This is a genomic window from Pseudoalteromonas sp. S3178, assembly GCF_005886985.1.
Lineage (GTDB): Bacteria > Pseudomonadota > Gammaproteobacteria > Enterobacterales > Alteromonadaceae > Pseudoalteromonas > Pseudoalteromonas carrageenovora.
On record NZ_PNCW01000027.1, the window covers coordinates 59,786 to 82,458 of the forward strand.

Annotated in this window: 22 protein-coding genes; 10 read left to right on the forward strand and 12 right to left on the reverse strand. The window is 39.0% G+C overall.

The genetic code is table 11. From position 1 onward, the window contains the following. Positions 1-40: 40 nt before the first annotated feature. Entirely contained in the window at positions 41-949 is a 909-nt protein-coding gene (locus CWC11_RS08375; protein WP_138682319.1) for a LysR family transcriptional regulator, read from the reverse strand. Positions 950-1,057: 108 nt separating this feature from the next. On the opposite strand from CWC11_RS08375, the gene CWC11_RS08380 reads away from it, so the two are divergent. Together CWC11_RS08380 and CWC11_RS08385 are read left to right on the forward strand one after the other, a co-directional pair. Then, positions 1,058-2,233 (forward strand): MFS transporter, encoded by a 1,176-nt coding sequence (locus CWC11_RS08380; RefSeq protein ID WP_138682320.1) that lies wholly within the window; start codon positions 1,058-1,060, stop codon positions 2,231-2,233. A 23-nt stretch (positions 2,234-2,256) separates the two neighbouring features. Continuing rightward, positions 2,257-3,414, forward strand: coding sequence for an MFS transporter (locus tag CWC11_RS08385; protein WP_138682321.1), 1,158 nt, complete (start codon positions 2,257-2,259; stop codon positions 3,412-3,414). Between the two features lie 279 nt (positions 3,415-3,693). Here CWC11_RS08385 and CWC11_RS08390 read toward each other — a convergent pair whose 3' ends face one another. From CWC11_RS08390 to CWC11_RS08405, 4 genes are all read right to left on the reverse strand, one after another. Then, positions 3,694-5,043: a S41 family peptidase gene (locus CWC11_RS08390; protein WP_138682322.1), complete on the reverse strand. Its 1,350-nt coding sequence runs from the start codon at positions 5,041-5,043 to the stop codon at positions 3,694-3,696. A gap of 42 nt (positions 5,044-5,085) precedes the next feature. Beyond that, a complete protein-coding gene (locus tag CWC11_RS08395) occupies positions 5,086-6,027 on the reverse strand; it encodes an alpha/beta hydrolase (RefSeq protein ID WP_138682323.1) in 942 nt (313 codons plus the stop codon). A 20-nt stretch (positions 6,028-6,047) separates the two neighbouring features. Beyond that, positions 6,048-6,659 (reverse strand): MarC family protein, encoded by a 612-nt coding sequence (locus CWC11_RS08400; RefSeq protein ID WP_138682324.1) that lies wholly within the window; start codon positions 6,657-6,659, stop codon positions 6,048-6,050. Between the two features lie 137 nt (positions 6,660-6,796). Beyond that, a complete protein-coding gene (locus CWC11_RS08405; RefSeq protein ID WP_138682325.1) occupies positions 6,797-7,279 on the reverse strand; it encodes a GNAT family N-acetyltransferase in 483 nt (160 codons plus the stop codon). A gap of 104 nt (positions 7,280-7,383) precedes the next feature. Between CWC11_RS08405 and CWC11_RS08410 the strand changes: the two genes are divergently transcribed. Further along, positions 7,384-7,584 carry a hypothetical protein gene (locus tag CWC11_RS08410; RefSeq protein ID WP_138682326.1) on the forward strand — a complete coding sequence of 67 codons (201 nt, stop codon included), beginning with the start codon at positions 7,384-7,386 and terminating at the stop codon, positions 7,582-7,584. 57 nt (positions 7,585-7,641) lie between these two features. On the opposite strand, the gene CWC11_RS08415 is transcribed toward CWC11_RS08410, so the two are convergent. Continuing rightward, positions 7,642-7,836, reverse strand: a complete 195-nt coding sequence (locus CWC11_RS08415; protein ID WP_058428886.1) for a CPXCG motif-containing cysteine-rich protein — start codon at positions 7,834-7,836, stop codon at positions 7,642-7,644. 228 nt (positions 7,837-8,064) lie between these two features. On the opposite strand from CWC11_RS08415, the gene msrA reads away from it, so the two are divergent. The 4 genes from msrA to CWC11_RS23305 all read left to right on the forward strand — a co-directional run bounded on the left by msrA (position 8,065) and on the right by CWC11_RS23305 (position 10,721). Further along, positions 8,065-8,664: a peptide-methionine (S)-S-oxide reductase MsrA gene (gene msrA, locus CWC11_RS08420; protein WP_138682327.1), complete on the forward strand. Its 600-nt coding sequence runs from the start codon at positions 8,065-8,067 to the stop codon at positions 8,662-8,664. 316 nt (positions 8,665-8,980) lie between these two features. After that, entirely contained in the window at positions 8,981-9,895 is a 915-nt protein-coding gene (locus tag CWC11_RS08425; protein WP_138682328.1) for a 2OG-Fe(II) oxygenase family protein, read from the forward strand. A gap of 136 nt (positions 9,896-10,031) precedes the next feature. Continuing rightward, entirely contained in the window at positions 10,032-10,520 is a 489-nt protein-coding gene (locus CWC11_RS08430; RefSeq protein WP_249330700.1) for a transporter substrate-binding domain-containing protein, read from the forward strand. A gap of 48 nt (positions 10,521-10,568) precedes the next feature. Next, the gene (locus CWC11_RS23305) at positions 10,569-10,721 is read left to right on the forward strand and encodes a hypothetical protein (RefSeq protein WP_249330702.1); all 153 of its coding nucleotides are present in this window, start codon (positions 10,569-10,571) and stop codon (positions 10,719-10,721) included. 56 nt (positions 10,722-10,777) lie between these two features. On the opposite strand, the gene CWC11_RS08435 is transcribed toward CWC11_RS23305, so the two are convergent. The 6 genes from CWC11_RS08435 to CWC11_RS08460 form a co-directional block, all read right to left on the reverse strand. Beyond that, the gene (locus CWC11_RS08435) at positions 10,778-11,677 is read right to left on the reverse strand and encodes a gliding motility protein GldB-related protein (RefSeq protein ID WP_171038407.1); all 900 of its coding nucleotides are present in this window, start codon (positions 11,675-11,677) and stop codon (positions 10,778-10,780) included. A gap of 199 nt (positions 11,678-11,876) precedes the next feature. Further along, a complete protein-coding gene (locus CWC11_RS08440; RefSeq protein ID WP_138682330.1) occupies positions 11,877-13,988 on the reverse strand; it encodes a TonB-dependent siderophore receptor in 2,112 nt (703 codons plus the stop codon). A gap of 77 nt (positions 13,989-14,065) precedes the next feature. Then, the gene (locus tag CWC11_RS08445; RefSeq protein WP_138682331.1) at positions 14,066-15,334 is read right to left on the reverse strand and encodes a DUF3526 domain-containing protein; all 1,269 of its coding nucleotides are present in this window, start codon (positions 15,332-15,334) and stop codon (positions 14,066-14,068) included. Then, complete coding sequence (locus tag CWC11_RS08450; RefSeq protein WP_138682332.1) at positions 15,331-16,779, reverse strand: ABC transporter permease; 1,449 nt, start codon at positions 16,777-16,779, stop codon at positions 15,331-15,333. Before CWC11_RS08450 ends, CWC11_RS08445 begins: the two co-directional genes overlap by 4 nt. Further along, positions 16,779-17,594, reverse strand: a complete 816-nt coding sequence (locus CWC11_RS08455) for an ABC transporter ATP-binding protein (protein WP_171038408.1) — start codon at positions 17,592-17,594, stop codon at positions 16,779-16,781. Before CWC11_RS08455 ends, CWC11_RS08450 begins: the two co-directional genes overlap by 1 nt. Positions 17,595-17,729: 135 nt before the next feature. Next, positions 17,730-18,566: a LysR family transcriptional regulator gene (locus CWC11_RS08460; protein WP_138682333.1), complete on the reverse strand. Its 837-nt coding sequence runs from the start codon at positions 18,564-18,566 to the stop codon at positions 17,730-17,732. A gap of 143 nt (positions 18,567-18,709) precedes the next feature. Between CWC11_RS08460 and CWC11_RS08465 the strand changes: the two genes are divergently transcribed. The 3 genes from CWC11_RS08465 to CWC11_RS08475 all read left to right on the forward strand — a co-directional run bounded on the left by CWC11_RS08465 (position 18,710) and on the right by CWC11_RS08475 (position 22,672). Beyond that, the gene (locus tag CWC11_RS08465; protein WP_138682334.1) at positions 18,710-19,864 is read left to right on the forward strand and encodes a YbfB/YjiJ family MFS transporter; all 1,155 of its coding nucleotides are present in this window, start codon (positions 18,710-18,712) and stop codon (positions 19,862-19,864) included. Positions 19,865-19,939: 75 nt separating this feature from the next. Further along, the gene (bktB, locus tag CWC11_RS08470) at positions 19,940-21,133 is read left to right on the forward strand and encodes a beta-ketothiolase BktB (RefSeq protein WP_138682335.1); all 1,194 of its coding nucleotides are present in this window, start codon (positions 19,940-19,942) and stop codon (positions 21,131-21,133) included. Between the two features lie 276 nt (positions 21,134-21,409). Continuing rightward, entirely contained in the window at positions 21,410-22,672 is a 1,263-nt protein-coding gene (locus CWC11_RS08475) for a hypothetical protein (RefSeq protein ID WP_138682336.1), read from the forward strand. Position 22,673: the final 1 nt, after the last annotated feature.

Here is a 22,673-nt window from a genome sequence, read left to right on the forward strand (position 1 = left end):
CTACCCTTTTAGCCCTTTTAACTTTTTAACTGGGCTTTTTTTATGCCATGCTTTTTTGTATTTGTTGCCTTGCATTGAGTGCTATATCAACAAATGCATTGACAGCTGCATTGGTCGCTGCTTTTTTAAATTGAATTTCTACCGGTATTTGCGTACTAACATTGTTTAGCGCAATAAAATGACACCCTTCACTGTATAACTTACGCACGCAATAAGGCGCAATAGCCACGCCAAGCCCAGCTGCTACCTCAGTAACTAATGTTTGCATGTGCCTAGGTTGGCTAATAATGTTTGGCGAAAACTGTGCTTTTTTACACTGCAAAATGGTTTCATCAAAAAGCCCAAGTGCCTCTTCGCGATTAAAAATAATAAATTGCTCATCTTTAAGACGCGCTAAATCAATGTTGTTACTACTAGCAAGAGAATGGTTTTGATTAACAATAGCCACTAATGAGTCAATATAAATACAGTGGCTTAAAAATTCATCGGCAATGGAGCTTGGAAGCGCTCGTGAAAACGCAATATCTATACGCTCATTTTTAAGAGCCTCTATTTGCTCCGTAGCAGTCATTTCGATAAGTGTAACGTGAACTTGTGGATACTTTTCTTTATAGCTACGCACGAGCGACGCCATAAACGACAAACACGCAGAACTTAAATGGGCAATAGTGAGCGTGCCAATTTGACCATTTTGAGCACGCTTAACTTTTGTTTTGGCCTGTTGAGTTAACTCAATAATTGCATTTGCATCTTTTAATAACTGTTCACCCGCTTCGGTAATAGCAACATCGCGTGAGTTTCGAATAAACAATACAACATCAAGCTCGCTTTCTAGCTGTGCAATATGCCTACTTATTGCAGGTTGCACGGTATGTAGCTCTTTTGCAGCTTCTGAAAAGCTCTGATACTTAGCCACGCTTACAAAGCTTTTTAATGTTTTAATATCCATAACACACCTTAAATACAATATTTGTATAGATTCTATAAAATAATATCATTTTTGTTATAGGTAAAGAACTCATACCATAGCTCCATCAGTTAACAAAGCAAGATAGCTATGACCAAGCCTGAACAAAATCAGCAGTTAAGTCGATTTATTTTATTACTAATGACCGCTGCAATTGCAGCAACCGCTGCAAACCTATATTACAACCAACCCATACTGCCTTTAATGAAAGTCGCGTTTAATTTAACCGACGCTCAATTAGGGAGTATTCCTGCACTAACGCAATTTGGTTACGCCTTTGCGCTTTTATTTATATCGCCCCTTGGTGATTCACTGCCAAGGCGAAAACTAATCACTATTTTGTCTGGTTTGTTAGTTGCAGCGTCACTCATTGCAGCAGTGACGCCAAATTTAACCGTATTGCTTATAAGCGTATTTTTAATAGGCGTAGGCGCAAATATTACGCAGCAACTCATTCCCTTTGCGGCTTCAATGGTGAGCGCTCAAAACAAAGGCACAACACTGGGTACGTTAATGATGGGGTTAACACTTGGAATATTACTTTCACGTACGTTGAGTGGTTTTTTAGGTGAGCACTTTGGCTGGCAAAGTGTTTTTTATATGTCGGCGCTATTAGCCACCTTGTTTGGCGCCCTACTTTATGTATTTTTACCCGTTAATAAACCACATGCTAATTTAAGTTACTTAGCGCTTATAAAAAGTACTTTAAGTTTATTTAAACAATACAAGCAACTGCGCATGTTTACGTTTTCGGGCGCTTTTTGGTTTGCATCGTTCAATGTGCTTTGGGCCACGCTTGCAATCTATGTAAGCAATGAGCCATTTAATTACAGTGCTCAACAGGCAGGATTATTTGGTGTTATAGCCCTTGCAGGTGTTATTGGCGCAAAATTAGCGGGTAACTTTGTAAGTAAGCTTGGTTCTAAAAACGTTATTGCAATATCACTTAGCTTAATTGCAATAGGTTTTGTAATTACAGGACTATTTGGTAGCAGTTTAGTGGCGTTAATAGTTGGCATTATACTCATAGACTTTGGGGTATTTAGCGCGCAGGTATCAAACCAAGTACGGGTATTTAGTATAGATCCAAGCGCACAAAGCAGAATAAACGGCATTTATATGCTCGGTTATTACATTGGTGGTGCTGTTGGGTCTGCTGCAGGTGTAAAAGCATTTGATTTATACAAATGGAATGGCGTAATTGCCATAAGTATTATTTTTATAGTTATTAGCGGGATTTTTAATGCCCTAGCTAAAAGAGCTTAATTTTTACATTAATTGGAGAAACGATGAATTCACTCAAAGCGGCCGGTAGCTTTACGTTATTATGTATTGCCAGCTTAACCATAATGGTTGGCACTCTTTTAGCGCCTGGCCTAGTTAGCATTTCAAACGGTTTAGGCATTACTAATAACACTGTACTTTTAATTACATTACCTTCGTTAGGTGCTGTTGTATTTGCGCCAATTGCTGGGCGGTTAATAGATAAATATGGCGCGTATAAACTTTTAATAATCGGGTTATTTTTATATGGCCTTGTAGGTGCAAGCGGCTACTTTTTATATGGTCCAACGCTTGTATTTATTAACCGATTTATTCTTGGTGGGATAACGGCCATAGTGATGGCTGGCTGCACTGTATTAATTTCTACTTGGTACAAAGGTGAAGCTCGCTTAGGCATGATAGCCAAACAAGGTATGGCAATAGAACTTGGCGGAGTAATATTTTTATTTTTAGGTGGTTATTTAGCTTCACAGTTTTGGGGTTTACCACTGGCGCTTTATTTAATTGCCTGGGTATTTTTAGCCATGCTTTTGTTTTTTGTTCCAAGCAAACATAAAGCAAGCAACCAAGTTGAAAAACACGTAACTGAAAATACCAAAACCGTTATTGGCGCTTTTTCATTAAAAGGGGTTTATATAGTTTCTACCCTCGCGATGACTATATTTTTTACCTCGACCGTTTTATTGCCTATTACTATGAGTGCACTTGACTATAACGAATCTCAAATTGGCCAGTTACTGGCGTTTATATCGTTAGTAGCTGTATTTACGGCGGGTGTAATGCCAAAAGCAACCAAGCTAATTGGCGAAACAAACGTCCTTGCACTGGCGTTTTTAGGGTTTGGGTTATCGTATTTATGTTTTACCCAACCCAGTACCCTAGTTTTAATTTTAGGTGCAATATTAATAGGGATAGGTTTTGGCTTTAGTATCCCGCTTTTAAACCATATGACGGTAGAGCTCAGCGCAGAAAAAGTACGTGGCCGTAACTTATCGTACTTTACTATGGCGGTATTCTCTGGGCAGTTTTTTACCTCTTTTATGGAATATATACCTGGGGGAATTCATAACGTATTTATTATTTGCTCCATTTTAAGTGCTGTTGTTGCTGTTACCTTATTTGTTAAAAATAAAAAGCAAGCAACTGAGCAAAACCTTAGTTAAGGCTAGTTATAACTAAATCCATGAGAGCTGACCATTAATCCCGCAGCTCTCTGTTTACGTACCCTAAAATATAACTCATTTGCTTAGATATATACTAAATCAAACTTAGTATGATGTGTTCTTTTTAATATTCCACCAGCGGTTAAATTTAAATAGCTTAATTAATACTAACCTTGTTTAATTGGCTAATATTATAGCCAATATAGCTACCACTGTACATGAATACAGTGGTTCTCTACTTAAACAAATACGCCTTTACTTCAGTTTATTTCTATTGAGTTATTCATCTAAAAGTTTTATCGCATATTCCAACGCTGAGTCTTTACTCTCCTCAACATCCTTGATATTAGGAAATTCAAAAGCATGTTCCACAGGAGCTCCTACAAATTCAAAGCTTTGTCCTTCACTGTCGGAATAAAACTCATTAGATAACGTAATCCCCCAACCATTTGGTAGTGCTTTTATCAACGCATCACTGAAGGCTCCATAACTACTTTCACCGATGAATGTCACATTATTCCTAGCCTTTAATGCCATTAAAAACAGCTCAGCAGCGCTTGGAGTGAGGTGACTGGTAATCACAACAATATTACCAATGAAAGGTTTAACGTTCGTGGGGGAAACAAGTATATCTATCTTTTCACTCATGCCAGTTGGAACTTTGAAGCTTTTAGTGCCAATTCTAAGTGGTTTCTCAATAAGGTAGGACATTATTTGAAGAGCGACTAGATCACTGCCGCCAGAACTATCCCTCAGGTCTATTATCACTCCCTTAGAGCGATTAAATTGTGGCGTAACTTTTTGCATTACTTTGAGCGTTTCATGTTGATCAAAACTTTCGATCCTAAAGTAAGAAGCACCACTTTTTAGTTTTGCAATAAGATAATTATCTTCTAGATACTGTTCTGGTTTGTTGGTAGAAAAATAGGATTCTACATTTTTTGTCCATTGCCTATAGATATAACTGTAAACTTGTGAAATGTCCGAAAACTCAGAGTTTTTAGAAAGGTACTCTTTCAGCCTTTTTTCTGATGCAGACTTTCTCGGTGAGTAATGGCTTAACCTATTTAATGATCCATCAATCAATATCGCGTGACCATCTCGCATATATTCAAGAAATTCGTCAATGATTCGTTGTAGTTCAATTGGAGTTGTATTGTTATCAGCACGTTGGAGCCACTGTGACTTCAATGCCTTCCAGTCTAACTCTTTTTCCTCAGTGAATGCGTAATGATCAGAAAAGCTGTCTAGTACAACACTTATTACCTGACGACTATTGAATACGTAACTTTTGCTTTGAAAACCATTTAGCTCTTTAGAACTGCAAGTTTTTGGTAATACATCTAGTTTTCTGACAGATAGAGGGAATAACTTATCAAAATCTAATTTTTTGGTTCTTTCATCAATGGCTACACTATCTCTTTGCGCTTCATCAGTTAAAAAATGATTCAAAATACAATAATTATCACTTATATCGTAGACAAGTGGTTTCACATGATTTGTTAAATCGAACACATATCCGTACCCTTCAGTTTCCCAAATTGCCGTTGCCGTAGAATTAAAGCTACTCATAATTGTAGCCATTAAAAATAACAAAACCATTAGATGTTTTTTAACTAAATAATCCATATCAATCCCTAATATTCACGGTTCAAAACAACCCAACTCCCATCATCTATTAATTGATAAACCTTCTTCATGCATAGCGATACCCGTGCCAACATGTTTAGTTAAGCTTTCTACAAACTTTTTATAATCAATAAGTGCTTTAGCCACACTTTGCTTAGGGTTGTCATTATGTTCTGCGTTTGGGTTAACTGTGCTGTGCCAAATTAAATTAGGGTTAGGACTTACGTTAAGCGCCGCTTTTAAACTATTATAAGCCTCCAACATTAGTGGATGCTCTTCCCCACCAACTGTTAAATACAAAAATGTAGGCGCATTAATTTTTGGGTTATTAGTTTTTAAAAAGTCACTAAAGCGTTTAACAACACTCATATCGTCGTACCAAGCTGCAGGGCTAAATGCAAAATACCCATTAAATAGCTCAGGTTTAGTATGCAGTGTATAAAGTACAAAGCTTCCCCCTGCCGAAAAACCACTTAATACACGCTGATCATTCAATTTATAATGGGTTTGCAAATAAGGGAGTAATTCGGCTTCTATAAACTTTAAAAACTTATCAGCCTCTCCATTAGGCTCAAAAAGCGTTTGAAGCTCAGGGCGAGGCTCAGTATTTACCTCTTGGCGAGCATAAGGCGGCACTAAGTCACGGTTACGTGTAGTTTTCCAAAACTTATTAGGAATAGACACCAATATAGCGCCTTCTCCCTCTCCGGCTTTTCTTTGCGCGGTTAATGTTCGATCCCAATTATCTAGATTAAAATTACCATCTGTTTTAATAATTAGTGGGTAAGCTTTACTCTTATCGTAATTGGCAGGCAACCTAATAAATACCTTACGCGATTCGTTAAGCGCTTTAGACTCAATGGTTATGTCAGTAAACGCCGATACATAATGGTTATAATATCTAATAGCCGTTACAGCCAAAGCTACCATCACAATGGCCAAACACACATTTACTAAATGGTACTTTGATATTTTTATTGTCATTAGCGCGCCCTCTTTTGCATTTAATCTATTTTTACCCATTGCTCTATTTCAAGCGCAGTCATAATAAGCTCTACCGAAAAAGCCGCTAAAATCATGCCCATTACGCGAGTTAAAATAGATGCGCCGCCCGTACCAATTAGTTTAATAATTTTACCCGAGAGTAATAACAGTATTAATGTGACTCCTAATACACCAAGCGTAACCAGCGCAGTGCCTATTTGAGTGGTAATGGGGTGTATATGGTTATCGGTAAGCAGTATTACAGCCAAAATAGCGCCTGGCGTAGCCGTTGCAGGTATAGCCAGTGGAAAAACAGCTATATCGTGCCCTGGATCTTGCTTTGCTTTATTAGAGTCGCTGCCAAATATCATTTGCAGGCCAAACAAAAACAATATAATTCCGCCCCCTAACTGAAACGATACCAACCTAATACCCATCGCATTAAGTATTAGCTGCCCTATTAAAATAGACCCCAGTAAAACAGCCCCGGCATAGAGCACCGTTTTAAATGCAGTTTTACGACGTTGTTGATCAGTTAAATGAGAAGTAAGCGCCGCAAATAGTGCCATGGTGCCTATTGGGTCTATGGTGGCCCAAATAACGAGGGCATCTTGAGATAGTTTTTCTAGCATATAAAATCCTTGTTAAGCGAACACGTTTTAAAAACTCGGGTAACAAATTCATTTGCTTACACTTCACTATAAGCCAAAGAGGTTAAATTTTATATTTTATTTGTTCCTGTAATGATGAATTTTTTAACGTGTATTCGCTACAGCTGCTTATGCCATATAGAATGCTCGCGCAAACTAAACCCCAATTTTAAAAGTAAATTATGCGAACGCGCATTATGCGCGCTTACCTCAGCGCTTAAATGTTTGAGGCCAATATGCTGTTTAAGTGTTTTTATAAAGCCAGTTATTACCTCAAACATTACGCCTTTATCCCAAAAGTTTGGGTGAAGCTCAAAACCAATAAACGCACTACTTTTACACGCCGATAAATTATAAAGCCCACAGGTACCCATTAACTCGCCGGTAATATTATGTTCAATTGCAACTCTAATCACTTCGCCTTCGTAATAGGCGGTAATATCATCTTGAATTAGTTGTTTAATTTGGCTTTTACACAGCGGCGTATTGTAATCGTTAAACTCGCTCACTTGCGGGTGATTCAAAATAGTAAATAATTGCGGGGCATGTTTGTGGGTAATTAAACGCAAAGTAACGCGTTCAAGCTCAATTGTTTTAAACATTTTATTTAGTGAATTAAAATAGCGCTTTATGGGCAAGCATTATTAACTTACCATACCCCATTAACAAGCATTATATTTAAAGTAATAACAGTACAGAGGCTCAAATGAGTGATGATTTTAAAGTAATACAACCTACCACAACTGTGTATTGTCCTAAGCGCGGCGAGGGCTGGACCCTAACCGGCATTACTAATATAAATGAGTTTACCTCAGTCATGTTTGATGGCACACGTTACACGCTTCCCGCTCGCGAAATAGTAGAAGAGCTACTCCCTAACCAGCTAGCTCGAGAACAAAGTAGCTAACGCCCCATCAATAAAAAAGGCTGCAGGTATGCAGCCTTTTTTATAATTTACACCAATTTAAAATGTATCGTCTTCACTGTATACATTTACTTTTAGCTCGTCGTCGTCTTCAAATACAACAAACGAAATAGGCTTACAGCATACTTGGCAGTCTTCTATGTATTGCTCATCAATATCAGCCGCATCAAGTAATACTTCAATGCTTTCGCCGCAATACGGGCAACTTATCGATTTTTCGGTTAACTGGTTCATTTCACACCTGCTAATTTATTCATCAATGTTTTCACTTTAATAAACACGCTTTAATAATACAACATTGTGTTATATGGGTTACTCACTCAAAATGTGGCTTTAATTAAAAAGGTTTACGTACATTACTTTGCACCCTAGCCTACTAAAAACAATGAAATAGTAATAACACTTAGCAGGTCTAGCTATAAAGGATACGTATTTAAACTCACACTAGAGGTAGATCATTATATGAAAAACTCACTTACGCTTGCATTAACATCTGCCGCAATTTTGTTTAGCACTTTTACTCATGCTGCAAAAACTGAAAAAGCGGTTTTAGCCGGTGGTTGTTTTTGGTGTATGGAAAGCGACTTTGAAAAACTCGAAGGCGTAAAAGATGTAATATCTGGTTTTACAGGCGGTAAGCTTAAAAACCCGACCTACAATGGCAATCATCAAGGCCATTACGAAGCAGTACAAATTACTTACGATCCAGAAGTAGTCAGCTACAAAGGCATACTTGATCACTATTGGGTAAATATTGATCCCTTTGATGCCAAAGGCCAATTTTGTGATAAAGGGCCTAGTTATTTAAGCGCAATTTTTGTAGCTAACGAGCAAGAACGTAAAATAGCTGAGCAAACCAAGCAAGCCGTTGTAAACGAATTCCCTAATCAAACAGTGGTAACGCCAATATTAAGTACCAGCACCTTTTACCCTATTAAAGGCAAAGAGAGCTACCATCAGGATTATTATAAAAATAACCCTATTCGTTACAACACATATCGTTGGCGCTGCGGCCGCGATAGTCGCCTAGAAGATATTTGGGGCGATAGAGCAACCCACTAACAAGTTAATAATTATAAATTTGATGGGTTAGGTGTTAACTCATCAAATTTAATCGTTATTTTTAGACTATTTATTTAAATTATCATGCTCTGAGAGAGTGTGTGTTGTTTAGGTATAAGAATCACCTCTAACCTCTAACCTCTAACCTCTAACCTCTAACCTCTAATCTCTAACACTAAATTATTCAATTCGCCTCTAATTATAAATATTATTTTGATACTGTTTCCTAAAACAGCTTATTTATCTAAATTAATAAATATAATAAATTGCACTCCTAGATTGATACAAACAAATTCAACAACTGGAGTTACACAATATGTCTACCAATCAATTACAACTAGCACGTGCTCTAGATTTACCATCGCGAACAGCCATGTTAAACCGTGAGCACTCGGTACAGCAGTTTTGGTACAACAACGACGACCTAATTACAGACGCGTGGAAAGAATGGGAAGCAAGCGAAATTGACGCCTCTACTTTCACGTTAGACTATTCGTTACTTGATAAAAATTTACGCGAAGCCGTACAACAAGCATGGCAAGACCCATCTAAAGAGCATTTAGTAAAAGCCCTTTTAGAAGAAGTGGCTCCGGGTGTGTTTCAGTTTCAATTTTTTGACCCTGAGCGCCTAGCCGTTTTACGTGGCTACCTTGAACAAGTATGGAACTCTAACATTCCTATGCGCCCACCTTACGGTATTGTATTAAACCGCCGCGGCGTTATGCTCGACAAACGATCAGAGGGCTATTTAGCAGCGCCAAGTTTTCAAGCATTTTATAACGAAATGCTAAACACTTATATGCGCCCTATTTCGCGCTTATTGTTTCCTGAAATAACTGGCTACGATACGCAAACATTTGGGTTTTCTATTTACTACGATCCAAGTACAGATGCGTCTATTCGACCACATACCGATGCATCGGCGGTAACGTTAAATATTAATTTAAATTTACCGGGTGAGGAGTTTACAGGTTCTGAGCTTGATTTTTACGACCAAGTAAATGGTAACGTTGTACAACTTGGCTTTAAACCAGGCACCGCAATGATACACCGAGGCAATGTACCTCACGCGGCAAAACCTATTACCAGTGGCGATAGAACAAACTTTGTATTATGGCTGTTTGGCGATCGCGGTCGTTTACCAGCGCAAGGCGCACAACGCACTGAAATTGAAGCTAAAGAGCGTTGGACTACACTAGTTACAACACCTGATGGCTACGCGCCATTTTAATCAAGCTTAATAAAAAGCAGATAACTATCAGCCCATTAAAGCTAATTAATAATTAGTTTAATGGGCTTTTTACTTGTTGCATAACTAGTTAGTTACTATCTTTTTATTATTAATAATTAATTTATTGCAGCAAAAAATGACGTTAAACACCATTATAATAGCCACATTATTAGTGTCGCCTTTTGTTGGCGCCTCAACCACACAACAAACGCTCGTTGTAGGCTTTGGTGAAAAACTCCCCCCTTTTGTATTTCCTCAGTCAAATAGTGGCTTAACAGTAGATATTATTACAGCGGCTCTAACACCACTGGGCTACAAAATTGAGGCGCTTTATTACCCTTATACAAGGCGTGCTAAAGACTACAAAAAAGATAAAATTGATGTAGTAGCAGATATCAATCTAAATACTGCCAACGGAAACCTCCTAAAAGGCTATTTATCAACCGAGTCTTATGTTTACGAAAATGTAGATGTCGCTTTAAGTAAAAATAACTTTAACCTTAGTAAAATAGCCGATTTAAAAAATTATAGTTTATTGTCTTGGCCAAGTGCTGCCATTCACCTAGGGGATGAGTATGCAAATATAGTTAAAGCTAACCCGCGTTATAACGAAATCCACGACTAATCGCTTCAAGTTAAGTTTTTGTACTTAGATAAGGTTGATGTAATACAAATGGATAAACAAAGCTTTAACTACTTTCGCGCAAATATAAAAGATATTGATACAACACAAAAAATTGATCAGTTCACTTTATTTGGTAAAAGCCCAAATGGATATTTATTTAAGTCTAAAAAAGTGCGTGATGACTTTAATTTACAACTGTAAAAACTCAAAGAAACCGGCAAGTACAAACAAATATTTGATAGCTACCTAGAATAAGTTTAAGGGTTGTATTTACTGGCCCTATAAATAGCATTAGCGTCTTTTAAGTTAATAAGTGTAATAAGCGCCTCTTTTTTATTTTCAGCACGTTCGTAATAGGCTTTAGCTATTCTTTTACCTATCCAATACCCCATATCGTTTGGTTGATTTGTAGTATCAGTTTGGTAAAACCAGTCTCCAAGTTTAATACCATTCATTTGTGATTTAAAACGCTTCCAAAGCTGTTTTTCATGCTTTAAACCGTATGTATGCCTTAGTATTTCAGCATTAGAAATATTATTTAACACCAACCCTGAGACAAAATCTGCTATCCCCTCATGCAGCGATACAAATAGTAAGGTAGGCTCTGGTTTGTTTTTATGAGTTACATACGCCCTATTTTGATAAACATGAGTAATTTCATGCGCAATAAAGTTCATAAACACATCTTTAAATTCTTCTTTGCTTTGCGCTAACGAGCATAAAACTTCAAGCCCAAGTACTAAACCATTTACTGAGGCAGTTCCACCAGAATTATTTGCCCCAAAAACAATATACACTGACGCCGATTGAGTTTGCGATAGCACTTTTTGAGTTTCATTTAAGGTTTGTAATGCTTCACTTTTAAGTGACTCAATTTGAGGAAGGCAAATGTCTAACGCTTGATTGTAAACGTGCTTATTATGGTTAATCATACTAAGCATATTCTCTGCACTTTTAATGCGCCGAGGCGTAAATATTTCAATCCCTTTACTGCCAATATCTAAATACTGAGTTTGTAGTAAATGAGGGGTTAAATGGCTTTGCTTTTTAAACAATTCAGCAAAATTTTGAGCATCTTTTAAAATAATTTCAGACGCATTTGTATAGTTTATAAATGGCAAAAGTATTAACGCCAAAATAATTTTAGGGCTGAACATTGAGAGTCCTTTCAATTTATATGTATAAAAACTTACAACTTGGCTCATTAAAATGGTTGTTTAACCATAAACAGTTGGTTTAATTTTGTACAGCTTAACTATATAAACAAAACGAATTAATCACAAAAAAGGCCACTTAATTTAAAGTGGCCTTTGTGCTTTAAATAACCTTTAAAAGGCTATATAACCTTAAAAACCGTTAAAACTTATAGGAAGCTGAAAACTTAACGTTTCTTGGTGTACCAGGTTGTACCCATGCATCGGCAAACGAGTTTGTGTAATACGTTTCATCAAAGAGGTTATTTACCTCAGCCGTAATTCCAATCGCGTCTGTTACATCGTAATTTACAAAAGCACGGGCTGTTGTGTAGCTTGGTAATTCAAAGTCGGTACCAAAAAAGCCGTTACGCTTGCCCACATGTAATAAACCACCACCAAACTTAATGGCTTTACCGTATAAATCTGTTGATTGCACTAACTGTAAGCTAAGCTGTTGCTCTGGCACGTTTAATAGTGATGCGCCCGCTTCTACAGTGTAACCAAAGTTAGCATCAAAAAATGAGTTTTCGATTGTTGCATCAACGTATGCATATGACGCCCAAATTTCTAGTGTATCGGTAAGCTCACCCGTTAGGTCTATTTCTATCCCTTTACTTTGTGCTTCACCAATGGCTGCGTAAGTAAACGCTGTTGGGTCGTCCACAACAAGCATGTTGTCTTGCTCTACTTTAAACACAGCAACAGTACCAAATAAGGCGCCATCGTTTAATGTAAATTTAACACCCACCTCAGCAGATGTAGATTGGTTTGGCTCAAAACCATCGCCATTAGCATCAGCGCCCGAAAGCGGACGGAAGTTTTCACCGTAAGCACCATAAAAAGATACATAATCGCTTGCTTCATAAACCACACCAAATTGCGGGCTCACGCGTGACTCAGTTTGTTTAGTGTTAGTGTTAGCTAAGCGGTTATTTAAGCGCTGCTCGTAATCATCAAAACGTGCACCAATACGAATATCTAACTTATCGGTAATGCTTATTTGGTCTTGAATGAATATGCCTAACGACTCTTGAATCTCTACGCGGTCAGTATTTGATGTTGGCGTTGGTAATTCATACGCGCCGTAAACAGGGTTAAATACATTAATGTATTGATCGCCACGTACACGTAAAATTACTTGGTCGTTTTCAAATTTATCGGCATCAACACCCATAATTAAACGGTGCTCAAACCCGCCAAACTCTAAATTACCACTTAACTCAGTTCTAAATACTTGGTATTTAGCATCAAAGTCGCGGTAGCGTCTAAAGCGATTTACTTCGCCATCAATTACACCACCAAAACCAGTTTCGGTTGCAAAGCCTTCCATAGAGGTATCACGGTAGTTTGCACCAAATAAAATGCTCCAGTTATCATCAAAGTCATGAATGTACTCTAACTGGTGCCCTAGTACATCGGCTTCAATTGGGCCGTCGCCTGGCTCACCTAAAAAGCGACTTTCAGGTATAAGGCCAAGCTCGCCATCAATCGCTAATACACCTCTATCAAACGGTACTTCTTGGTCGCTATATTCAAGCTCATATATAAGCTGGCTGCTCTCGTTAATATTCCATACTATTGACGGGCTAAAGCCTTGCTTAGTGGTTTCTATGGTATCTCTAAAGCTTTCGGCGTCTTCGTAAAAACCAACCAGTCTAATTGCTACGTCGTCGTTAAGCGCCGTGGTGTAATCAACATCGGCGCGGTAAGTATCAAAACTACCTACAGAGAGTTTAATTTCGCCTTCGGTATCAAACGTTGGGCGTTTAGTAACTAAGTTTACAGTACCACCTGGTTCACCACGGCCGAATAAAGCCGCGCGCGGACCTTTTAAAACCTCAACCGACTCAATACCCGACAAATCACGTGAGCCACCAAAACCACGCCCAGCATTAAAGCCATTTACTAAGTAGTTACTTGGTAGGTTTTCGTCGCCTACAAAACCACGTAACGAAAAGCTATTCCACAGCCCACCAAAGTTGTTTTGGCGCGCAACAGAGGCTGATAAATCAAGCGCTTGGTCAAGGCTTACTGCACCTGCGTTTTCAAGGGCTTCTAAATCAATTTTAAGCTCTGATTGCGGTGTTTCTAAAGGGCTAAAGTTACCTTGATAAGCCTGGCGAGATGCAACAACCGTTACTTTTTCAATTGCGTCATCCGTTACGCTTTTACTTTGCTGGTTTTGCTCAGCGGCCATAACATGGCTGCTAAATAAGCTTACTAAGCAAGTACTTAAATAGGTGAGCTTAAGCCCTTTTGTATTGGTTTTCATTGTGAACCTTGTGTATTTTATAGTTATGTAGTCATTTATATAGCGCTAAACAGGTGTGTTTAGCGCTGTATTTTTAGTTACTGCTTCGCAGTGGTGTTTTCAAAGCGTGGCATGTTTTCAAGGGCTGCTTTAGTTGGGTCGCCTTTGTAAAATAACCACGGGTAATAAAACTCGCGTAATTGCTGATGATAATCTCTAATTTGCTGCTCATACTCGTAAGCGGTTATTGAATCGGTATTGGCTTCACGCGTTAAGCTTCGCTGCAGTAACAGCGGTGGCGAAACCCAAGATACAAAACCAGCTAACTCGTATTTTTTAGCGGCTGCATCGCGGTAGGCCTTTGAAAGCTCTGCTGCTTTTAAATCGCCCATTTGTTGAAATGCGTAATACCATTTCCATTCAAATTCACTGCTCATATCAACGTATGGCGCAAGCGCTGGATACTCTCTAATAAAAGCATCCATGGTGGTTGATTTAGGTAAATCCCACGCTCCATTTACCGCTTCTCGTTGGGTAAGTACAATGTCGCCACCTTTAGGCGAATGCACAGATTTGTTTATAGCAAGGTCGCCTAAAATAGGAATAATAAAAGCAAACAACACCCACAAACCAATTAAGCTAGAGGCAACACGCGGCGCACTGGTTGCATTTTTACCCCACCACACACTAAGCGCAGTCCAAAATGCAAGGTAGGCAATACACAGCAGCGATACATAAGCCACTTCAAACCCGCTTGCCCCAGCTATAAATGCACCAACAAAAAATGGCAGCATTAAACACACTATTACCGCTACAAACCTCACGGTTATACGTGCACCCCATAAAGCAAAGTAAGACTTAGCCGTAGTGACCAGTAAATCGTGCCTGCCGCTTGTACGCTCATTTGCAAATAAATCATGAAACAGCAATATAATAACCAGTGGCGCTAGCGCACTAATTACAAACACAAAATCTATTTTACCGGCCTGAGCCAGCTCGGCATTTTGTGCATCGCTTTCGTAAATTTGCCCCTCAAGCGCTAATAAATTAATGCGGTGTTTCCACGGGAATATATCGCGCTCACCTAATGCAGCAAATGCCAGGTTAGATGGCTGCGAGTACGTTAAATGAAAGCTGTAATACGCTAACATGCCCGCATCGTTTTGCTTTTGCTGTACTTTAGCGCGATCACTTTGATCTGATGCTTTTAAGCGCTCAATAGTTTGCTGTTGTGCGCTTACTTCACTTAGCCCGCTGTAAATAGCAAAACCCGATAAAATAAGACTACACAGCAGTAATACCACTACGTACTTTTGGCGCAGTAAAAAGCCCCATTCACGCATAAGTTGTGTAATTAAATAACTCATATCAAACGTTTTCCTACAAATTTAATACCGCCTACTAGTACTACAATCCACAGTAATAACTGTAAAAAAGCAGGTACACTTCTTTGTGCGCGAACATCTGCACTGTCTACATTAAAATTAAAATCTTGTAGTATTTGCCAGTTTTCGGCGCTAACGCGTGCTTTTTTAGTTGCTGCAGCATCGGCGTTGCGGTTCATGTCGTCTTTGTAATCAAGCTCTTCAATATGAATTTTGTTAAGTCCTTGCACAAAATCAAAACGAAGCTGCTCAGTTTCGCGTAAAAAACGATGATGCGTTTCTATACTTGTACCCACCACAATCATAGATAGTGAGCGAATAGCCACCATAGGGGATACCCAACCAAAATAGCGCGATACTTGCGTTTGCTTAAGCTCTGCTTGCATACGCTGCTGAGCAAATTGGTTTAGTACTTTGGCCTGTTTAGCCTCTGATTCACTGGCTACTAAACCTCTAAAGTTTACCGGCAGCTCATCAATACTATTTACGTTGTACTTTTTAAGGAGTGACTGTTTAAATTGCTTAAATGCAGGGTCGTTGGTGTTATGGCCATCGCCTAGTTTTCTAAGCTCAGCTTTAACCGCAAAGTCGGTTTCTATTTTACCAGCAGATGGCACAGCCGTTGATGCTGTAGTACTTGCTACGCGCGGCATAACAATACACAGTAAAATCCATACAAACGCAAGCGCCGTAAAGCTACCACTGTTTTTACTAAACACGCTCGATGCGAGTAAAATCAGTAATACCCACACAGTTAAATATAAAGCGTAACCTACAACAAAACTGGCAACTGCTAGTAAGCTTTCGCCCGCAGACACCGTAAATAAAGCCGATACCGCTAGTGGCGCAATAATTAAGCCCACAACCGAAAGTAGTGCTAAGCCTTTACCGGCAATAAGCGTAATACCCGACGTGCCTTGCGCTAATAAGTACGAAAGCGTTTGCGATTCACGCTCACGGCTAATAGAGCTGTAACCTATTAATATAAGAAGTAACGGCGCTAAAGTTTGCACTATAAAAGCAGGCGTTAAGCTACCTAATTTAGTAAGCGCTGTACCTTGGCGTTGATCGGCAAACATTGCACTATTTTGCCTATGCCCTTCTAAAAATATTGAGTTACCTGTGTATGCATCTATACCTGGATCGAGTGTGCTCAGTGGCGAAGGCGTTCTAAATGCATAGTGCCCATAGTGCACCATTCTGTGCGGGTGGCGATCGGGTTGATCAACAAAGCTTTGCTCGGCATTTGATTGCAGTTCATGGCGATCGTGGCTAAGTTCATGCATTGTAATGGCAGTCACCACTACCGATGAAAGCGTAAGCAATAAACCAATAGCTAAAACGGTCATTGCTAGTTTTGAGCGTAGCCAATAGCGCCATTCATCTTTGGCAACTATAACCACTTTTGAAAAGTTATTTATACTCATTACGCGCCTCTTTGCGCAAAGGCTGCGTGCACTTGTTCGGTATCAATGCGGCCGTTTTCAGGCGCGTCAAATTCGCCCACCAGCTCACCGGCTCTAAGTAAACCAATACGGTTAGCTACTTGGCAGGCACCGTATACATCATGAGTCACCATTAAAATAGTCGCGCCCGTTAATGCAAGCTCGCGCACTAACTGGTTAAACTCATCTATGGCAACAGGGTCAAGGCCCGATGTAGGCTCATCAAGTAAAAATATAGGGGCTTCGCGTAAAATGGCTAATGCAATTGCGGTTTTTTGTCTCATGCCTTTAGAGTAAGTTTGCATATAACGCTCCCACGCACCTTCTTGCAAGGCTACGCGCTTAAATGCGGCATTTATTTGCTCATCTGTTTTATTAATATCAGCAAGTGATAAAAAGTATTTTACGTTTTCGCGGGCGGTTAAATGCGGGTATAACGTTGCCGACTCTGGCAAATACGCTGTTTTACCGCGTACAAAATCAAGTGCTTGTGTAACCTCTTTACCCGCTACTTTTACCGAGCCTTGCGTTGGTTTATTAAAACCCAATAACGTTTTTAACGTGGTTGATTTACCCGCACCGTTACCGCCAAGTAACGCGTAAATTTCGCCTGAGCCCACAGTAAAGTTTAAGTTTTTTAAAATAGCGTTGTTTTTAATGCTAAAACTTAACGAATTCACTTCAATAATGGCTTCGTTTTTAGCGGTTTGAGCATTATTTAATTTAGAATTACCGATATTTTCAGTACGTTGAGATTCTATTGGTGATGTTTGATTAATTGCAGTAGGTGTAGTCACATTCACACTCTATTAAGGGGAAATTAGAATGCGACGAATGTTATACTATAACAAACAACAATTGCAATACTATAACATTGTTAACTTAATAAATAAGTCATATTTATGTGATGAAAGCAAAATAAAATTGCTTAGCTAATTTGTTTTTAAGAGATTGGCCAGAGCAAGGACGCCAGGCTCTAATGGGCAATCTTTTCTGTACACAATAGAAAGCTCTACATGCTTAGGCCCAAAGTTAACAGGCCTTATACACAATGACTTTTCGTATCGGCTACCTACCACCATGTTTTTGCCAATTATTGTGTAACCTAAACCCGCAGACACACATCCTAAAACCCCATCAGCGCTACTCATAATCATTAATTCATCATTTACTCGCCCTGATTTTTGTTGCCAAACAAGGGCATGTTTTCTATAGCCACACCCCTCATCTCTTACAAATAATACAGGGTAATGATCGCCATCTAGCGGTGTAACCATAACTAACTCTTCATACACCACAGGAATAACTTCAAGGTTTTCGTGTTTAGGTGCATTACCTATTGCGGCGCAATCAACCTTGTTATTTAAAACGGAAAATACGAGTCGCTCACTCGTATCTGTAAAAATTTTAGCTCTAATATGCGCGTAATTATCTTTAAGTTGCTTTAAAGCTAAAGGCATATGTACAGCTGCAAATGTTTCGGGCATGCCAATTCGTAACTCATAACTGCCCTTGTTACTTAAAATTGCTGATGTTGCCTGATACTCGAGCTGCAATATTTTATCTGCGTATTCACAAAGCTGTTTACCGCTTGGGGTTAGCTCAAGCTTGCGCCCAGTTAAGGTAAATAACTTAGTATTTAGCTCTTGCTCAAGCTTTTTAATGCGATTAGTAACGTTAGATTGCACCGTATTGAGTTTTTCAGCAGCGCCTTTAATACCGCCCTCATCAACAATAGCTTTAAACGTTTTAAGTATTAATATTTCCATAGGGTTCTTACATTAATTTTAAATAAGTCACTAAATACTTCTCTTTTTGAGAATCTTTAATTCTTAATAATTCAATTTTTTATATTAACAGAGCCACGTATTCTTAGCGAATAACAACCGTAAACTTAAAGTAGAACAAACAAATGATCATCACAAAAACACGTGCTTACCTTGCGGGCATTTGCAGCATAATAGTCACCGTTGGCGTAGCTAGATTTTCGTATAGTTTACTCATACCCATAATGCAAAATGGTGCAGGCTTAACCGAGCTAGGCTCTGGCTGGTTAGCCACCTCCAACTTTATGGGTTATATGTTTGGCGTATTTATAGCTGCAAACATGCATAACTTAAATCACAAATATAACTTGCACCGCATTTACCTTATTTTGAGTGTTATTACCTCTGCGGCAATGGTATTAACCAGTAATGTATACGTATGGGCACTACTTCGTTTTATTGCAGGTACTTGTGGCGCAGGTGGGTTTATTATTGCCTCAGGCCTTATTTTAAAATGGCTAGTTAACAATAATCACCGCGCAGAGCTTGGGGTTCACTTTGCTGGTGCGGGTATAAGCATTGTTGCTACATCATTGCTAGTAGATCATATGCTCGACATGGCGAGTAACTGGCAGCAACAATGGGTAGCCTTAGCCGTTATGGCGGCTGTAATTGCAATACCCGCATGGCTATGGATGCCACACCCAAGCGCTCAACAACAAATAAAGGTCACTAAAAAAGACAACCCACCAACTAAAACCTTTAAATTATTAATAATGCTGGCCTATTTTTGTGCAGGATACGGCTACGCAGTTAGCTCTACATTTATTGTTGATATAGTAGAGCGTGTTGATAGCCTAAAAGGGCAAGGTAGCTTTGCTTTTTTATTACTAGGGATAGCAGCAATTCCTGCAGCATTAATATGGGATCGGATAGCTAGGCGTACAGGCTTTATTAAAGCGTTAATAGCTGCATACACCTTGCAAGCAATTGGTATTGTGCTCCCAACTCTAAGTAATACATTACCTGTAATTATAATAAGCGTATTACTGTTTGGAGGCACCTTTATAGCTTGTGTAAGCCTTGTATTAACCATGGCAGGTAACTTTTACCCCAGTAACCCAGCAAGGTTTATGGGCACAATGACCCTAGCCTACGGCGCCGCACAAATAATAGCCCCCATTCCCAGCGGCTACCTTTTAACGTATTTTGGTAACTATAATATGGCGCTATATTTATCGGCATTCATAGTAATGATTGGTACGTTGTTTTTACTTTGGCTTTTAAAACGTTCTAAGTAATTAATTTATAATTACATAACAACTCAAACTATGTTTTGATAAGTTAATAGGCATAAAAATAATAAGAGACAAAAAATGACGAAGTTTAATAACAATAGTGTAGTTATTCTAAGCGCAGTACGCACCGCTATAGGTAGCTTTGGAGGGAGTCTTAAAAATTTCACTCCTGCAGAACTTGGTACACTTTGCGCAAAAGAAGCATTAGCCAGAGCAAATATATCACCAACTCAAGTGGGCTCATGTGTAATAGGTAAAGTTATTCATAATGGTCCTAAAGATGCTTACCTATCCAGAGTCATCGGCCTTGATGCAGGATTACCAATTAGTAGTCATGCGGTAACACTCAACCGTTTATGTGGCTCAGGTATAGAAGCCATTATACAAGCAGCCCAACAAATTCAACTAGGTAATGTAGATGCAGCTTTAGCAGGCGGAGCAGAAAGCATGAGTAGCTCAGCCTACACACTAGAGAGTAACCGCTGGGGCCAAAAAATGGGTAATAGCACAGTGCTTGATGAGCTAACCACTACATTACAAGATCCATGGGATAACAACCCAATGGGGATCACCGCCGAAAACATTGCAGAAAAATATAATATTACCCGCAACCAACAAGACGCTTACGCAGCGCAAAGTCATCATAAAGCAGCTAAAGCGATAGCCAAAGGACACTTTAAAGAGCAAATAGTCCCTATAGAGATAAAAACGCGAAATAATTTTCATGTGTTTGACACAGACGAGCATGTGCGTGAAAACACAACAGAACAAAAGCTAGCTACGTTAAAACCTTACTTTAAACAAAATGGAACAGTAACAGCAGCAACCTCGTCGGGGATTAACGACGCAGCAGCCATGCTCGTGCTTATGTCGGAGCAAAAAGCGAATGAGCAAGGCTTAAAACCACTTGGCCGATTAATAGGTTATGCAAGAGCAGGTGTAGAGCCCGTATTAATGGGCACAGGGCCAATCCCTGCTGTACAACTGGTATTTAATAAAACTGGCTTAACCATTGATGACATGGACGTAATAGAATCAAATGAAGCCTTTGCTGTACAAGCATTATGCGTAGCAAATGAATTAAACTTTCCTGAGCATAAAGTAAATCCAAATGGGGGGGCTATAGCGCTTGGCCACCCTGTTGGCGCAACCGGTGCTATTTTGTCTACCAAGTGTTTGTACGAACTAAAACGTATTAAAGGCAAGTATGGCTTAGTTACTATGTGTATTGGCGGCGGCCAAGGTATAGCAGCCATTTTTGAAGCGCTGTAATTAAAAAAGTAAATTAAAAAAAGTGCAGAGATTAATACTAACTTTAAGTCGATGCACTTTCTACACCTACCAATACCGTGACACAAAGCAGTCTAAAACTAAAAAATATCTGAACTCACAAACGATTAAATACCAAAAATCAAATCTAATCCAAAAGAATGTAAATATTATGGTTTAACATCCTAATTTATTTAGTCAAAACTGTGTAGTTAAGTTGGGTATCTAAAATATTGTGCTATCTTTTTATTATATTTAATAGAAAAAACACGAGCTAACATGCTGCTTCGAGGCACCATTGTCATTGTATTATTGGCAATCTCTGCAACTAATAAAACCTTTGCAAACGACATTGACGTGCAGTTTAGTGGTTTTGCATCCTTAACCCTTAGTTACACTGACGACTCAGATATTGGTTTTGCATCTAGTTATTCAAATAAAAACGATAGCGGCTTTTCAGTAACGCGTGATTCAATTTTAGGTGGGCAAGCTAATATATCACTGGCGAAAAAATGGGACTCTGTTGTTCAAGTTGTAATACAAGATCATGCCTTTAAAAGCTTTGATAACTTTTTAGAGCTCGCCTTTGTACGTTATCGCCCTACCCGCCATTGGTCCATTCGGGCTGGTAGGTTAAACAGCGATCTTTACTTACTCTCTGAATACCCTTACGTAGGGTATGCCTATTTATGGGTGCGCCCGCCTCATTCGTATTATTCGTTTGCAAATATTGCCGGTAATTTTGATGGTGTTGATGTTGAATACAGTAAAGCCATTAACGATGGGTTTTTACGTTTAAAACTTGCTTATGGTAGTACAACAGCCAAGCTACAAGCCTATAATGAAGACTTTTTTATTGATTTTGATAACTTAACAACGCTAAGTGCAACCTACTCTTTAGATGCATGGACTATGCGCTTTTCATTATCAAAATCAGACTTTGGGGATTATAAGTTAACTGCTTTAGATGAGTATTTAGCCGCGCTCGATGCCATACCACAAAGTATATGGCCGCAAGCACAAAAAATATCAAGCAAATTTAACACCAAAGGCAACAGTATAGAATACGCTGCGTTTGGGCTTACTTACGATCATAACAATTGGCTTATTCAGTCTGAGCTAGGTATTTCAGAATCAGACTGGATAATTGCTCCATCAGTTCTTAGTGGCTATATTAGTGCAGGCTACAGAGTAGATAACGCAATATTTTACACCGGTTTTACAGCGGCTAAACACCGCCATGACGTAATAAAAGTAAACGATCCCGCTTTTGCGCCAAGTACTCCCGAGCAATTTTCAGTACCTATACAGCAGCTCGCAGTTGCCAGTCAGTCAGCGGTTAAAATTACCAATGTTCACCAACACTCAATTAACGTAGGCGTAAAATGGCAACTGTCTGAGCGCATAGCATTAAAAGCCCAGTTAGACCGCTTTGATATAAAGCCTCAAGGCGCAGGCTTATGGAGTCTTAGTAACCCTTCAGATATAGATGAGGGCCACAAAGTACATATACTTAGTCTAAATGCTAGTATGGTGTTTTAGT

What these genes read in the sequence shown, in the direction of transcription:
- CWC11_RS08375 (WP_138682319.1), bottom strand. Translation starts at nt 949, where the DNA reads ATGGATATTAAAACATTAAAAAGCTTTGTAAGCGTGGCTAAGTATCAG.
- CWC11_RS08380 (WP_138682320.1), top strand. Translation starts at nt 1,058, where the DNA reads ATGACCAAGCCTGAACAAAATCAGCAGTTAAGTCGATTTATTTTATTA.
- CWC11_RS08385 (WP_138682321.1), top strand. Translation starts at nt 2,257, where the DNA reads ATGAATTCACTCAAAGCGGCCGGTAGCTTTACGTTATTATGTATTGCC.
- CWC11_RS08390 (WP_138682322.1), bottom strand. Translation starts at nt 5,043, where the DNA reads ATGGATTATTTAGTTAAAAAACATCTAATGGTTTTGTTATTTTTAATG.
- CWC11_RS08395 (WP_138682323.1), bottom strand. Translation starts at nt 6,027, where the DNA reads ATGACAATAAAAATATCAAAGTACCATTTAGTAAATGTGTGTTTGGCC.
- CWC11_RS08400 (WP_138682324.1), bottom strand. Translation starts at nt 6,659, where the DNA reads ATGCTAGAAAAACTATCTCAAGATGCCCTCGTTATTTGGGCCACCATA.
- CWC11_RS08405 (WP_138682325.1), bottom strand. Translation starts at nt 7,279, where the DNA reads ATGTTTAAAACAATTGAGCTTGAACGCGTTACTTTGCGTTTAATTACC.
- CWC11_RS08410 (WP_138682326.1), top strand. Translation starts at nt 7,384, where the DNA reads ATGAGTGATGATTTTAAAGTAATACAACCTACCACAACTGTGTATTGT.
- CWC11_RS08415 (WP_058428886.1), bottom strand. Translation starts at nt 7,836, where the DNA reads ATGAACCAGTTAACCGAAAAATCGATAAGTTGCCCGTATTGCGGCGAA.
- msrA (WP_138682327.1), top strand. Translation starts at nt 8,065, where the DNA reads ATGAAAAACTCACTTACGCTTGCATTAACATCTGCCGCAATTTTGTTT.
- CWC11_RS08425 (WP_138682328.1), top strand. Translation starts at nt 8,981, where the DNA reads ATGTCTACCAATCAATTACAACTAGCACGTGCTCTAGATTTACCATCG.
- CWC11_RS08430 (WP_249330700.1), top strand. Translation starts at nt 10,032, where the DNA reads ATGACGTTAAACACCATTATAATAGCCACATTATTAGTGTCGCCTTTT.
- CWC11_RS23305 (WP_249330702.1), top strand. Translation starts at nt 10,569, where the DNA reads ATGGATAAACAAAGCTTTAACTACTTTCGCGCAAATATAAAAGATATT.
- CWC11_RS08435 (WP_171038407.1), bottom strand. Translation starts at nt 11,677, where the DNA reads ATGTTCAGCCCTAAAATTATTTTGGCGTTAATACTTTTGCCATTTATA.
- CWC11_RS08440 (WP_138682330.1), bottom strand. Translation starts at nt 13,988, where the DNA reads ATGAAAACCAATACAAAAGGGCTTAAGCTCACCTATTTAAGTACTTGC.
- CWC11_RS08445 (WP_138682331.1), bottom strand. Translation starts at nt 15,334, where the DNA reads ATGAGTTATTTAATTACACAACTTATGCGTGAATGGGGCTTTTTACTG.
- CWC11_RS08450 (WP_138682332.1), bottom strand. Translation starts at nt 16,779, where the DNA reads ATGAGTATAAATAACTTTTCAAAAGTGGTTATAGTTGCCAAAGATGAA.
- CWC11_RS08460 (WP_138682333.1), bottom strand. Translation starts at nt 18,566, where the DNA reads ATGGAAATATTAATACTTAAAACGTTTAAAGCTATTGTTGATGAGGGC.
- CWC11_RS08465 (WP_138682334.1), top strand. Translation starts at nt 18,710, where the DNA reads ATGATCATCACAAAAACACGTGCTTACCTTGCGGGCATTTGCAGCATA.
- bktB (WP_138682335.1), top strand. Translation starts at nt 19,940, where the DNA reads ATGACGAAGTTTAATAACAATAGTGTAGTTATTCTAAGCGCAGTACGC.
- CWC11_RS08475 (WP_138682336.1), top strand. Translation starts at nt 21,410, where the DNA reads ATGCTGCTTCGAGGCACCATTGTCATTGTATTATTGGCAATCTCTGCA.